This window comes from Pseudomonas sp. ASL3 (genome assembly GCF_056680425.1).
Window position 1 is genome coordinate 2,856,511 of record NZ_CM155281.1, and the last position, 14,006, is coordinate 2,870,516.

The window sequence follows — 14,006 nt, forward strand, 5'->3', positions numbered from 1 at the left end:
CGGACCGCTCCCGCTCAGAGTTGCGCAACCAACACATAGAGCGGGTTATCCGCACGCACGCTGGCCGACCGCTTACTGCTCCGAGGCTGATCCAGCAAGGCTTGCGACAACTCAAACCCCAGATGCCCCCCTGCCTCAAGGTCGCCGAGATCGGCATCGATGCGTTGCTCCAGCAAGACCCGGCCGCTGCTGTGCCGCACCACCTCCAACAGCAACGCATGGTTGCCGGGCGTGAGCAGACCGCACAATCGAACCGCACCCTGCCCGGCCAGCCGTTCAGCCAACCCGGATACATCCAGCAAACGATCCTCTGCTTGCAACCAGATATCCAGATCCAGTCCCCGCGCCCTCAAAGGCTCGCGCACGGCACTCACCAACGAGGTCGGCGTTGGCGGCCCGAGCAGCGCGATCACCCGCCCACGCTCTTTCGCCAGTCCGACCGGGCTGGCGATCAGTGATGTAGCGCCCAGGATCAGCGAGCGGATCAACAGTTCACGGCGAGTCATGGTTTCACCTGTTTGCTCGGTGGCGCCGGTTGTTGGCTGATCCACTTGGCCAGCGTGTCCAATTCGCCATCGTCAATCTCGCTGACGCGAAACGCCGGCATCTGCCGCAGGCCGTTGCGCACCAGAACCCTGCTCATTTCTACCGGCAGTCCGCGCCCCAACAGTTGCGGCCCGATGCCGTTGTCATGGCAGTAATGGCAGGTATCGGCCCAGACTTGCCCGGCACTGCGCGAGGCAGGCCGATCCTCGGCACAGACCACCCCGGACAGCATTGACAGTCCGGCCAGACAGCAATAGAGCGCTCTCATCGACCGGGCTCCTGGAGCCAGATACCGGACTTGCCCGGCGCAATGATGCCGTTCGGATCAAGAGCCCGCTTGATCGCGCGGTTGACCTCCTTTTTCACCGGTCCGTAACTGTCGGCGAGCCGGTCCATGTAGCCGATGCCGGTACGGTAGATGCCGTGTCCTCGGCGAGTGAACTCGTCCATCAGCTTCTCGAAGCAGAGGTTCGCCTTGCGGGTTTGTTCAGCGTCACTGCGGTCGTATTCCAGCGCCATCACGTGATGCAAAGCCCGCCCGCTGGTGGCGATACCCGCCATGTAATCGAAACCGAATTCGTCATGGATGGACTTGGCCAGTTGCTTTTGCGCCCACAGATCCTTGCCCCGCGCCGGACAAATCGGTGCAAACCACATTGATCCACCGCCCCCGGTCCAGTTGTAAAGCCGGAAGGATTCCAGGGTCAGGACATTCACTTGGGCTGGGTCATAGGCATCAAGGGTCACACGCGCACCGGACTTCTCGAATGCTTGTTTGACGATCTTCAGGTTCGGCGCGATCTGCTCGTCGCTGCCATAGAGGGTGAACAGCAGGTTCCAGGGAGCCAGGCCGAATTCCTGGGCTGCCTTCCAGACCACCTCCTCGGGAATCGAGCCTGGGCCCTGATAAACTTCGGCCCGACGTTTGAAGGAGGTCAGCGCGATGGTCGCATTACCAAGCACGCCGATGTTCTGGATGGTGCCGCTGATCCGCAGTGGACGCAGGGTATCGACAGCGGTAACCACGTCTTCGTCGCGATCGTACTGCACCAGCAATGTGCGATGCCCGGCAGGTGCCGGCATCAGCCAGAGCCCCATCTTGGTCACCACGCCGAAGTTGGACTGCGAAAAGATGCCGTCCAGGTAGGGACCGTAACCGTACTTGAAGGCTTGCCAGGAATTAGAGTTGGCCAGGCCGCCCATGCCGGTCCGCAGCACGTCTCCGTTGGCCAGTACCACCTCCATGCCACAGGCATTGGCGAAGTGGTCGCCATAGGGAGTGTAGCCCTCCCCGCGTTCCAGGGTGTTGCCGACCGGACCGGCAATCGGCCCCGGAGCCGGAAACGACAGCCACAACGGGAAATCGTGGGCCTTGAGATAATCCTGCAACTGCTTGTAGGTGACGCCAGGTTCCACCAGTGCGGTGCACAACTCGGCATCCACCGCGAGGATGCGGTTCATGCGCTTGAGATCAAGGACTACCTGACCACGACTACCCGGCGATGCCGAGCCATAACCGAAGTTACGACCGGTGGAGATCGGCCAGACCGGCACGCGGAACTGATTGCAAACCTTGAGCACGCCCTGGACCTGCTCCGCCGAGTCAGGGAGCAATACTGCCGAGGGCGCGTAATCATCGATTTCGTGGGGCAGCATGATCTTGCGATAAGGGACCAGCTGCTGCGGGTCATCGAGCACCTGGGCGTTTCCCAGTACCTGCCTGAAGGCCTGCAACGCTCGCTGGAAATCCTCGGCAGAAACCCCAGGAGGCAGCACTGAAACAGTATTCATCAGCGTCTCTCGCTTTCTTATTGTTGTTCTTGATCCGCGGGGGACAAACGACCTCCACACCGTGCAAGTCGCCCCGAATCGTAGTGCACCGATCGGTTGGTTCAGACCAACAGGATCGACTTCAACTCGGTGTAACCCGCCAGCCCTTCCGCCCCGCCCTCGCGTCCGACTCCGGACAGTTTGAAGCCGCCGAAAGGCAGCGAAGGATCAAAACGAAAAGCGTTCTGGCTGAAAGTGCCGGTGCGGACCCCGCGAGCAACCCGGTAGGCACGCTCGGCATCGTCGGTGAACACCGCACCGTACAGGCCGAACGGCGAATCGTTGGCCATTTGGATGGCATCGTCCTCGTCATCGCAGGGCAACACGCTGAGCACCGGACCGAAGATCTCTTCCTGGGCGATGCGCATGTTGCGTTCGACCCCGGCGAACAGCGTCGGCTCGATGTAGTAGCCGCGCGGCAGGTCCGTCGGACGTCCACCGCCACTGGCCAATCGGGCACCTTCGGCCTTGCCGATGGCGATGTACTCCTCGACCCGGGAGCGCTGGCGCCCCATGGCCAACGGGCCCATCTGCGCCTGCGCATCGAAAGGATCGCCGACACGGATCGCCTGCATTTCCGCCTTCAGGGCTTCCACCAACTCGTCATGCCGGCGGCGCGAGACGATGACCCGGCTCAGGCTCGCACAGACCTGACCGCAGGACATCGCGATGGTCGAGGCCAACACCTTGGCAGCCTGACCGATGTCGTAATCGTCAAGCACGATGGCCGCGGACTTTCCGCCCAGCTCCAGGGTGTATCGGGCAATGCGGCTGCCGCAGACCGAGCCGATGCGCTGTCCGGCCACTACTGAACCGGTAAAGCTGACCTTGTCCACGCCGGGGTTGCACACCAGATGGTCGGCCGCTTCACGATGGGTCGTAACAAGATTGAGTACCCCGGCTGGCAAGCCGATCTGCTCTGCCGCCTCGGCGATGATGTAGGCCTCGATCGGCGTCTCCGGCGCAGGCTTCATAATCAGCGTGCAACCGGCCAGCAAGGCGGGCGCGAGCTTGCCGGTCATGATCCCGAACGGGTTGTTCCAGGGTGCGATAGCCGCCACCACACCGACCGCCTCACGCACGACCAGTGCTCGGCCCCGGCCATCCGCCGGCGTGCGCACTTCCTCGAAAGGAAACCGCTCGGCCAGCTCAGCGTAGTAGTCGAACCAGTAATGCCCGGCACCGATCACAAACGGCGAGACCGACGCCAGAGCACCAATCTGATCGGTCCAGGCCTGGGCCAGTTCAGGTAGTCGCGGTGCCAGTGCCGCCGACAGTTTGCGCAGGTAATCGGCACGCTCGGTCGGACTCAGCCGCGGCCAGGGGCCCGAGTCGAAGGCTCGACGTGCCGCCAGGACCGCGCGATCGACATCTTCCTCAGTGGCTTCAGCGACAGTGGCGATGACCTGTTCGGAGTGCGCCGAAACAACATCAATCCGTCTTCCGTGCTGCGGATCGACCCATTGGCCATCGATGAACAGCTTGTCAGGGTGCACAAGGCGTGGCGGCGCGAGGCTGGCAGTAGTGGTCATGGTCTCTCCTGTTCGAACCTAGTGTGCGGCGGACATACCAGGGCGACACAACGAGCCAGTAACGAACGCTGCGTCACACGGAATGAAGCCGGATATTGACAGGTGCCAGTGAAAACCTTGAGGCGTCCAGCGTCTGTCCTCTGCGGGGAGGACATTGCCAGGCTGTCCTCCTCTGGGAGGACCGCGAGTCACACCCAAGGCACGTAGGCTGACTCGGGTCAGACCGTCGGCTTGCGGCGCACCCGTTGCGCTCGCGGCCATGCCCCGCAGGACCCATAAAAATGACCATACCCAGCTTGAAACTACGTGTCACCCAGTTCACGGCGGAAGCCAAGGACGTGGCCCTGGTAGAACTGCAAGCACCGGATGCTCGCGAGCTACCGGCCTTCACTCCGGGCGCACACCTTGAAGTGCGCCTGGACAATGGCCTGATTCGGCATTATTCACTGCTCAACGATGCCAACGAGCGCCATCGCTATGTCATCGCGGTCGGCCTGGCTCCTGGCAGCCGCGGCGGCTCGCGTTTCATCCATGCAACATTGCGTCAGGGTGACCTGCTGCAAGTCAGCGCGCCGCGCAACAACTTCCCCCTGGACACCCGCGCAGAGCGTTACTGCTTCGTGGCCGGCGGGATTGGCATCACACCGATCCTGGCGATGATTCGCTGGTGCATTGCCCAGGATAAGGATTGGCGCCTGATCTACAGCGTGCGCAACCGCCAACGCGCAGCCTTTTACGAAACCCTGCTGGACCTCGACCCGGAGCGAGTGAGCTTTCACTTCAACGATGAATGCGCGGGCCGATTCCTCGACGTCAACTCACTCGCGGCCTCGTTGCGAAACGGCGAGCACCTGTACTGCTGTGGCCCTGACCCATTGATGCAAGCGGTCAAGGCCGCCACTTTCGACATCCCGGCCCCACGTATTCATTTCGAATGGTTCTCGGCCCCCGAACCTGCCAGCGAGGTAAACCCGCAGGCCCTCGAACGCTTCAGCGTAACCCTGCAACGCAGCGGCCTGAGCATCGAGGTCGGCCCCGACCAAAGCATTCTCGAAGCGCTCGAAGCCCATGGCATCGACGTGCCCTTCTCGTGCCGTTCCGGTATCTGCGGGACCTGCGAAACCACCCTGTGTAGCGGCGTGCCAGACCATCGAGACCATGTGTTATCCAATGCCGAACACGCGGCAGGCAACACCCTGATGATTTGTGTTTCGCGCTCACTGAGCGAATCGCTGGTGCTGGATCTGTAAAGCCCAGAACAAAAAAAGGAGTTAACCCATGAGCCTACCCACCCAGAACCTTATCGCCAACTCACGCAAGGCCATGAGCCCACTTGCCACCCGCGACACCCCCTTCATCTTTAACGAATGGTACGTGGCCGCCTTCGGCAGCGAAGTGAAGCGTGAACTGCTGCCGCGTACCTTGCTGGGCAAACCCTTGGTGTTCTACCGCAGCGAAGCGGGCAAGGCCATCGCCCTCGAAGACCGTTGCGCCCACCGCTCCTATCCACTGTCCCGCGGGCATCTGGAAGGCGACGTGCTGGTCTGCGGCTATCACGGTTTTCGTTACGACGCACAAGGCGATCTGGTCAACGTGCCTTCGCAGAAGAACTGTCCGCGCGGGATCGGTGTGCGCGAATACCCGCTGCTTGAGCAAGGCCCGTTGCTGTGGATCTGGATGGGCGATCCAGCATTGGCCAGCACCCGGCAACCGCCTCAGCAATCCTGGATCGAAGCGCCTGATTGGGAGTGTTCGTCGGGCTATTTCCATCACCCGGGCAACTACGTGAGCATGCACGAGAATCTGATGGATCTGACCCATCTTACCTTCCTCCACGCCAACACCATCGGCACGCCGGATTACGCCAGCGCCCCGTATGAGCTCGACCTCAAGGACGGACACTACAAACTGATGCGCAATGTCGTCCCCACTACCTTGTCACCAGTGTGGGGCAAAACCACCGGTCTGGACGGCTGCGATACAGCCGCACGCATCGCCACCTCCGAGTTTCTCTCGCCGGGGTTGCATCAGGTCAGCGTCACCTTCTACGACTCGGCGTTAACGCCCCAGCTTCGTCCTGAGTTTCATATCCGCACCGCCCATATCCTGACCCCGGAAACCCGCGGCACCATGCACTACTTCATTGTCCACGGACGTGACTTCGCCCAGGACGACGAAGTCATTGGCGAGTTCATGCATGAGCAACTGTTCGCCGCGTTCAATGAGGATGTTGAGGGGCTGGGCGCTCTGGAGGCGGTGCTCGGCGATGTGGACGAGCACACCTATGAAATATCGGTGGCCAGTGATGCGCCGGCAGTGGCGATGCGTCGTTACCTGAAGAAGCGTGCAGATGAAGAGGCCAGTATCGCGCTCAGCCGTAGCGCCTGAGTACAGTCCAGGACGTGATCCCTGCGCAGGCACTTGAATGGCCTGCGCAGGGATCCGTATTCAGATCGGGTAGTGGCGCGGTCCGTTCTGAATAGTGATCCAGCGTAACTGGGTGAAGCTCTCTATCGCGGCAGCCGTGCCGAAACTGCCGTAGCCGCTGGATTTGACGCCGCCAAACGGCATCTGCGCTTCATCGTGCACAGTGGGACCATTGATATGGCAGATCCCCGATTCGACCCGCTGGGCCAGAGCCAGCGCCCGGGACACATCCCGGCTGAAGATCGCCGCCGACAGGCCGAACTCCGAATCGTTGGCCAACGCCAGCAGCGTCTCATCACCTTCGCCACGCAGCACCACGGCAACCGGCCCGAAAGACTCCTCGCGATACAAGCGCATGTGGGACCCGACCCGATCCAACAACGTTGGCTGCATGATGCTGCCGTCGACCTGACCACCCGCCGCCAGGACCGCGCCTTTATCCAACGCATCGTCGACCAGGGCCTTGATACGCTGCGCTGCGCCACTGTCGACCAGCGAACCGAGTACCGAAGTCGGGTCGTCGGGGTCGCCTGCGCGCAGGCTTGCGGTCTTCTTCACCAACTTCTCGACGAAGGCATCGGCGACTTTGCTGTCCACGATCAGACGCTCGGTGGACATGCAGATCTGCCCCTGGTTGAAGTAGGCACCAAAGGCCGCCGCCTCGACCGCCGCATCCAGATCCGCGTCGTCGAGCACCAGCAGCGGCGCCTTGCCGCCCAGCTCCAGCAGTGCCGGCTTGAGATGACGCGCCGACAACTCCCCGACGATGCGTCCGACATGCGAAGAACCGGTGAAATTGACCCGGCGCACCAACGGGTTGGCGATCAAGCGCTCGACAATGGCGGGCGCATCGCTCGGTGCGTTGCTGATCACATTGACCACCCCATCACCGAGCCCCGCCTCATGCAACACCTGAGCAATCAACCGATGGGTCGCCGGACTCAGTTCAGAGGCCTTGAGCACCACGGTATTACCACAGGCCAGCGGCATGGCGATGGCGCGGGTCGCGAGAATAATCGGGGCGTTCCAGGGGGCGATACCGAGCACTACGCCACAGGGCTGACGCAAGGCCATGGCAAAACTGCCGGGCACATCCGACGGAATCACTTCGCCATTGATTCGGGTAGTCGCAGCTGCTGCCTCGCGCAAGAGACCGGCTGCCAACTGCACGTTGAAACCGTACCAGTTGCCGGCCGCCCCGGTTTCGCAGGCCATGGACATGAACTCCGGCGCACGCGCCGCCAACAACTCGGCCGCCTTGAGCAAGCGGGTACGACGCTCGTTGGGCCCCAGCGCCGCCCACACGGGAAACGCGGCATGGGCGGCCGCCACTGCGGCATCGGCGTCTTCCAGGGTCGCGGCAGCAACGCGGGAAACCACCTCGCCAGTCAGCGGGTGACAGCGCTCGAACGTCTTTCCGTCACTGGCCGGGCGCGCTTGCCCACCTATCAGCAAGGGCACATCGAACATAGGGGTGATCCTCTTATTGTGATTGTCAGGAAACGTATCGGTAAAACCCATTCAGGTTGAGTACTAGAGAGAAACTAATTTATCGACATAATCATGTCAATCGAGCATTTTCATTACCTGCCTGCTGCTCCCTATGCCGCTCCTCATGCTGCCCCTCATAAACAAGTGCCTCAGGGCCTGGACTGATTTTCGATAATTTTCCGGTTGACTTAATTAGTTACTATTGATAACTATTAGCCCAATAAAAACAAACACCCCCTGAGGAGGCCTTCATCATGTTCCCGAAAAATGCCTGGTACGTTGCCTGCACTCCCGATGAAATCCAGGACAAACCGCTAGGCCGACAGATCTGCGGTGAGAAAATTGTTTTTTACCGGGGCCCCGAGGGTAAGGTCGCGGCGCTCGAAGACTTCTGCCCACACCGTGGCGCACCGCTGTCCCTGGGCTTCGTCGAAGATGGCAAGCTGATCTGTGGCTACCACGGCCTGACCATGGGCTGCGAAGGCAAGACGCTCGAGATGCCTGGACAACGCGTCCGTGGCTTTCCCGCCATCCGCGCCTTTGCGGTGGAAGAGCGTTACGGCTTCATCTGGGTCTGGACCGGCGACCCCGCCCTCGCCGACCCTGCATCGATCCATCATCTGGAATGGGCCGATCACCCGGATTGGGCCTACGGTGGCGGCCTGTTTCACATCAACTGCGACTACCGGCTGATGATCGACAACCTCATGGACCTGACCCATGAAACCTACGTCCATGCCAGCAGCATCGGTCAGAAGGAAATCGACGAGGCCCCCCCGAAGACCACCGTCGAAGGCGATCAGGTGGTCACTAGCCGCCATATGGAAAATATCAGTGCCCCGCCCTTCTGGCGCATGGCCCTGCGGGGTAATGGCCTGGCTGATGACGTCCCGATAGACCGTTGGCAGATCTGCCGCTTCACTGCGCCCAGTCACGTGATGATCGAGGTCGGTGTGGCTCACGCTGGTAAAGGCGGCTATGACGCCGATCCCGCCTACAAGGCTGCGAGCATCGTGGTCGACTTCATCACGCCGGAAAGCGCCACCTCGATCTGGTACTTCTGGGGCATGGCACGCAACTTCAATCCGCAGGATCAAGCGCTTACCGAGAGCATCCGCGAAGGCCAGGGCAAGATCTTCTCCGAAGACCTGGAAATGCTCGAACGCCAACAGCTGAACTTGCTGGCGCATCCCGAGCGCAACCTGCTCAAACTCAATATCGATGCAGGTGGCGTGCAGGCGCGGCGCGTCCTCGAACGGCACATTGCGCAGGAAACAGCGGCCTTGGCGCAGGTGCAATCATGATCGAAGTAAACGTCATAGCGAAACACACAGAAGCCCTGGATATCTGCAGCTTCGAACTGGCGCTGGCCGACGGTTCCGCTCTGCCCGCCTTCAGTGCCGGGGCGCATATCGATGTGCATTTGAAGGATGGGCTGATCCGCCAGTACTCCTTGTGCAACCCACCCGGCGAGCAGCATCGCTACCAGATCGCGGTGCTCAAGGATGCCGACTCACGGGGCGGCTCACGCCATATCCACGAACAGGTCAGGGTGGGCGACGCCTTGCAGATCAGTGAACCGCGCAACCTGTTCCCGCTAACCCTCGACGCCGGTCGCAGCCTGCTGTTCGCGGGCGGAATCGGGGTCACGCCGATTCTCTGCATGGCCGAGAGACTGGCCGCTGTCGGCGCCGACTTTACCCTGCACTACTGCACGCGCTCGGCAGATCGCACCGCCTTCGGTGATCGCCTCAAGGACTCGGCTTTTACCGGGCAGGTACATATTCATTACGATAGCGGTGACGATGCACAGAAGTTGCAGGCTGACGAAGTCCTGGCAAACCCAGAGCCGGATACCCACCTGTACGTCTGCGGGCCGGGCGGATTCATGGAGTACATTCTGGCGAGCGCACGCGCCCAGGGTTGGCCGGAGGAGCGCTTGCACCGTGAATACTTCAGCGCCGCACCGATAGATCATTCGGCAGACGGAGCTTTCTCGGTGAAAATCAACAGCACCGGCGAGGTGTATCAGATACCCGGCGATACCCGGGTGATCGATGTGCTGCTCGACAAGGGCTTCGACATTCCCATGTCGTGCGAACAAGGCATCTGCGGCACCTGCCTGATCCCCGTGCTGGCCGGCGAACCGGATCATCGCGACCTGTTCATGACCGAGGAGGAACACGCCCTCAATGACCAATTCACCCCGTGCTGCTCACGCTCGAAAAGTGCAGTACTGGTGCTTGATCTCTGAGGGCACCCTCAGCAACGAGTCTCGGGGCACGGTTGCCTATCCAGTTGTCGGCAAAATTGCGATCTAACGGCGCGCTAACTCATGCTTGATGCAGCCCTCATAGTACGCATGCTTGACGCTGGCAGGCTTCATGCGGGAACTGCTGTTATAGGTTTGCTCTGTGATGCCCATCGCCATCATTCGCATCCAGGGCTGAGTAAACTTGCGTGCCTGGAGCTTTCGTCGCGCTCCGTAAAGGCTCACTCCGGAAAGCTTCGTTTCCTGCGCAGCTCCAGCGATTCCGGAACCCCAGCTACACACGAACCAATCGTTTTTACTCAACTCCTTTGCCTGTGCCGAAATCGCGATACTCGCCAAGACGCATGCTGCCAGGGTAAATACAAAAATCCGCATGCCGTCACGCCTAACCTGCTGAAAAGAAAGCCAGTTTGACAACAAGCCTGAGGTGAAGGGGCCAGCAATGTGCCTGCTTTTATGGCTGTTTTTCCGGGAATTCAGCAGACCTGAAATTTGCGTAGGCGCACGATTTTCGTTCCGGTTCTGAGCGTCAAACCTGCTCTAAATCGTTTTCACACAGCCTGGATAGAAAGCGGTCATAAGCCTAATGGTTGAACGCAGACCGAAAATCGGCTGCACGCTCGCGATGTTCGAATGCCTGTTCGGCCGTTCACGCATCCGATTTGCAATGTGCAAATCACCCCTTATTGATGGAGTGCACTTTGGAAAAACCATTTGAAGAATAACGCCGCAACGGCGTCTAAGGTGCATGCCTCAGGGTTAGGTCTGTGAGCCTTCAATGACGTCCGTGTTTGCTTGTTGTTGATGGTTGCAGTCAATCACGAGCGGCACGAACCTTCCCGCTAAAGACTCTAAAGCCGTAGGTGTTGTATATGAGAGTCACCGGTATCAGCACGGCGAAACCGACCAATATGAAAATCTGGCTGGCTGGATTGGAGGCTGCAGCTTGCAAGGTCAGATGCGGCGGGATAATCAGTGGGTATAGCGCTGCGATCATCAATGCGAACGCCAAAATGAAGATTCCCAATGCAGCGAACAGTGGCAGATACTGCCGGCGGCTTCGAAACCCAAGAGTAAAGCCGATCAGCAGTGCAATGAGCAGTGTTGCGGCCGGTTGCCAGACAAGACGATCTGAAAGCCGATGCGCATATCGAGTGTCCAGTGTCGTTGTCCAGGCAACCAACACGGTCAATAGCACTAAGGTTACGATTGCCAGCGCCCTCGCCTGATGACCTGATCGTCGCTGGAGTTCTCCTTCAGTACGCCAATAAAGCCAGCAGGCGCCCAGCCACGTGTAGCCCAACACGAGCACTGCGCCACAATATAGCGGAAACATACCCAGCCACTCCCAGCCGTCACCACTGTACTGCCCGCCATGATTAGGTATGCCTTGAACAAGCGTACCCAAGACCAACCCCTGAGATCCACCGGCGAGCAGTGAACCGCCCAACAGCAAGCCGTCGACACCGCGCTTGATTCTGTCGCTGGGCGCGTAGTCACGAAATTCCAGCGCTACCGCTCGAAGAATTAAAGCCAAGAACATCAGGATAAAGGGTAGATAAAGCGCCGGCAGCAAGATGGCGTAGGCCAGCGGAAATAACGCCAGCAGCCCGCCGCCACCTAGCACGAGCCATGTTTCATTAGCATCCCAAATCGGCAAGATGGTCACTGCCATGGCACGTCGCTGCTTACTACTACGGGTAAGGCCCAGCAGTACGCCAACGCCAAGATCGGTGCCATCCAGTAGCACATAGTTCAACACCGAGAACGCCAAGGCCGCAGCGGAAAGTAGTGTTATCCAGTCATTGTCCAACATGGATTTATGCCCTCAGGATTCACCTGTCTCGTCAGCCAAGGTTGGCTGCGGCCCGGTCTCGTCCCTGTGCGGTGGCTCACGCAAGAGTCGCAGGAGCACCCAGAGGCCAATTCCGAATATCAGCAGGTAAAACGACAGGATGAACCATGTTGACCCGATCACCTGTCGCCGAGAAATCGATGACAGACTGTCAGCCGTGCGCAGCAGACCGTAGACGGTGAAGGGTTGGCGGCCAACCTCGGCAACTACCCAGCCACTCAACATCGCCAGAAATCCAGCCGGGGCCATCAGCGCACACCCTCGGAGCATCCAACGCGTTGCGTATAACCGTTGTCGCCATCGTAATATCAAACTGGTCAGGCCCTGCCCCACCATCAATAGGCCCAGACCGACCATGAAGCGAAAAGCGAAGAACACCATTGGCACCGGGGGGATGTTCTGTGGCGGGAATTCATCCAGCGCGGCGATGGTGCCACTCAGGTCATGCCGCAGGTACAGTGAACCTATGCGCGGAATCGCCACTTCCCAATGGTTGCGCCGCTCAGTCATGTCTGGCAGGGCAAACAGGCGCAGTGGCTCGCCTGCACCTTCGGCCGGGCGAGTCCAGGAGCCTTCGATGGCAGCGACCTTCTGCGGCTGAACTTTGAGGCTGTGCTGACCATGAAGGTCTCCAGCCACGATTTGTACGGGTGACAGAACGACAATCGTCCACAGCGCCATGGAGTATTGAAGGCGAACTCGCGGGTTCTTCGGCACATGTAACAGTTGCCAAGCGCTGACACCGGCCACCAGTGTGGCGGTGCCGAGCAAAGCGGCCAACGTCATATGCACAAGCCGATAAGGAAAGGACGGATTGAAAATGATCGCCCACCAATCCTCGGCAACGAAGCGGCCATCTGTGCCAATGGAGTAACCGGCTGGTGTATGCATCCAGGAATTGGCCGACAGGATCCAGAATGCGCTGATCAGCGATCCGAGGGCTACCGCGCAGGTGGCGAAAAAATGCAGACGAGGGCCTACCTTCTTTAATCCGAATAACATGATGCCAAGGAAGCCAGACTCCAGAAAAAATGCGGCAAGCACTTCGTAGAACATCAATGGGCCGAGGATATCTCCCGCCTGAGTCGAAAGCCGCGACCAATTGAGCCCGAATTGGTACTCCAATATCAGACCCGAGGCGGTGCCCACCGCCACGTTGAGGGCAAACACTTTTAGCCAGTAAAGATAGACGTCCAGGTAGATCTTTTGCCCACGCCACAGCCAAAGAGCTTCGAGCACCATCAGAAAGTTGGACAAACCGAGGGTGAGTGCCGCCAGCACAATATGAAAGCTGATGGTGATCGCAAACTGGGCACGCGCCGCAATCAGCGCCGAATCAACCGCGTCCATGCCGTCCACTCACCGTTAGCCAACGCATGCAGGAATCAGCTGTTGGCAGCAGCAAGCGATGGTTGCGCAGATAGCCAAAGGTGTTGGCGGGAATAGGCATGACACCTGTCCGATGCAGTATTTGTCGGTTGACTCTCCTCAGTGCCAATGATTCCGAAGATCAAAAGTTTGAACAAAGATATTCCTCTCGGGACAAGCGGAATCGAGCTAATAGTTCCGGATAAAAGTTACCAGAACGTTTAGCGGCAACGTCCCACTAGGATAGCTTGGTTACAACCAGGCAACCTGATTCTGAATGTATATTGTCAAGCTACTCATCCAGTGAGCAGACATGAGTCCTCGATTCAGTAAATAAATGACTGCCCCTCGTGACAGGCTACCAACGGCCGATTCTGTTGAAAAAGTCCGAGCGGTCTGACTCAACCTGCACTGAGCTTGGAAAACGTCAGAGATACACGTTGCTACGTAAAATCTGAGCCGGTTCTCCTCTACATCAAAGTGCAGATTTCAATCTCGGACGGGCATTTTCTTGTAGTCGAGACCACCGGCGAGTTTTTCAGCAGAATCGGCCAAAAACGGGCAAAAACAATCATCCAACAATGTCGTCCCGGTCAACAGGTTCGGAGTGCTTAGCTGCGCTCTAGGGCGTAAATGCCATGACCAGCGTTGAAGTCGTAGCGTATCCGTTGAAGAGCGGATGCAT

12 protein-coding genes are annotated in these 14,006 nt (G+C 59.3%); 4 read left to right on the top strand and 8 right to left on the bottom strand.

The window, feature by feature from the left end; translation table 11 throughout:
* Positions 1-14: 14 nt before the first annotated feature.
* The 4 genes from AC1MEE_RS13100 to AC1MEE_RS13115 all read right to left on the bottom strand — a co-directional run bounded on the left by AC1MEE_RS13100 (position 15) and on the right by AC1MEE_RS13115 (position 3,908).
* Positions 15-506, bottom strand: a complete 492-nt coding sequence (locus AC1MEE_RS13100) for a hypothetical protein (protein ID WP_480415750.1) — start codon at positions 504-506, stop codon at positions 15-17.
* Positions 503-814: a c-type cytochrome gene (locus AC1MEE_RS13105; RefSeq protein ID WP_480415751.1), complete on the bottom strand. Its 312-nt coding sequence runs from the start codon at positions 812-814 to the stop codon at positions 503-505. The genes AC1MEE_RS13100 and AC1MEE_RS13105 overlap by 4 nt, the downstream gene beginning before the upstream one ends.
* Positions 811-2,337 (bottom strand): FAD-binding oxidoreductase, encoded by a 1,527-nt coding sequence (locus AC1MEE_RS13110; RefSeq protein ID WP_480415752.1) that lies wholly within the window; start codon positions 2,335-2,337, stop codon positions 811-813. Before AC1MEE_RS13110 ends, AC1MEE_RS13105 begins: the two co-directional genes overlap by 4 nt.
* Before the next feature lie 101 nt (positions 2,338-2,438).
* Positions 2,439-3,908, bottom strand: a complete 1,470-nt coding sequence (locus tag AC1MEE_RS13115; RefSeq protein WP_480415753.1) for an aldehyde dehydrogenase — start codon at positions 3,906-3,908, stop codon at positions 2,439-2,441.
* A 281-nt stretch (positions 3,909-4,189) separates the two neighbouring features.
* On the opposite strand from AC1MEE_RS13115, the gene AC1MEE_RS13120 reads away from it, so the two are divergent.
* The gene (locus AC1MEE_RS13120; RefSeq protein WP_480415754.1) at positions 4,190-5,158 is read left to right on the top strand and encodes a PDR/VanB family oxidoreductase; all 969 of its coding nucleotides are present in this window, start codon (positions 4,190-4,192) and stop codon (positions 5,156-5,158) included.
* A 28-nt stretch (positions 5,159-5,186) separates the two neighbouring features.
* Positions 5,187-6,296 (top strand): Rieske 2Fe-2S domain-containing protein, encoded by a 1,110-nt coding sequence (locus AC1MEE_RS13125; protein ID WP_480415755.1) that lies wholly within the window; start codon positions 5,187-5,189, stop codon positions 6,294-6,296.
* Positions 6,297-6,356: 60 nt separating this feature from the next.
* On the opposite strand, the gene AC1MEE_RS13130 is transcribed toward AC1MEE_RS13125, so the two are convergent.
* Positions 6,357-7,805, bottom strand: coding sequence for an aldehyde dehydrogenase (locus AC1MEE_RS13130; RefSeq protein WP_480415756.1), 1,449 nt, complete (start codon positions 7,803-7,805; stop codon positions 6,357-6,359).
* Positions 7,806-8,080: 275 nt separating this feature from the next.
* Between AC1MEE_RS13130 and AC1MEE_RS13135 the strand changes: the two genes are divergently transcribed.
* Together AC1MEE_RS13135 and AC1MEE_RS13140 are read left to right on the top strand one after the other, a co-directional pair.
* A complete protein-coding gene (locus tag AC1MEE_RS13135) occupies positions 8,081-9,130 on the top strand; it encodes an aromatic ring-hydroxylating dioxygenase subunit alpha (RefSeq protein ID WP_480415757.1) in 1,050 nt (349 codons plus the stop codon).
* Positions 9,127-10,080 (top strand): PDR/VanB family oxidoreductase, encoded by a 954-nt coding sequence (locus AC1MEE_RS13140; protein WP_480415758.1) that lies wholly within the window; start codon positions 9,127-9,129, stop codon positions 10,078-10,080. The genes AC1MEE_RS13135 and AC1MEE_RS13140 overlap by 4 nt, the downstream gene beginning before the upstream one ends.
* A 63-nt stretch (positions 10,081-10,143) precedes the next feature.
* Here the strand turns inward: AC1MEE_RS13140 and AC1MEE_RS13145 are convergent, their stop codons facing one another.
* The 3 genes from AC1MEE_RS13145 to AC1MEE_RS13155 all read right to left on the bottom strand — a co-directional run bounded on the left by AC1MEE_RS13145 (position 10,144) and on the right by AC1MEE_RS13155 (position 13,303).
* The gene (locus AC1MEE_RS13145) at positions 10,144-10,473 is read right to left on the bottom strand and encodes a hypothetical protein (RefSeq protein ID WP_480415759.1); all 330 of its coding nucleotides are present in this window, start codon (positions 10,471-10,473) and stop codon (positions 10,144-10,146) included.
* Positions 10,474-10,912: 439 nt separating this feature from the next.
* Positions 10,913-11,914: a cytochrome d ubiquinol oxidase subunit II gene (gene cydB / locus AC1MEE_RS13150; RefSeq protein WP_480415760.1), complete on the bottom strand. Its 1,002-nt coding sequence runs from the start codon at positions 11,912-11,914 to the stop codon at positions 10,913-10,915.
* 12 nt (positions 11,915-11,926) lie between these two features.
* Complete coding sequence (locus AC1MEE_RS13155) at positions 11,927-13,303, bottom strand: cytochrome ubiquinol oxidase subunit I (protein WP_480415761.1); 1,377 nt, start codon at positions 13,301-13,303, stop codon at positions 11,927-11,929.
* Positions 13,304-14,006: the final 703 nt, after the last annotated feature.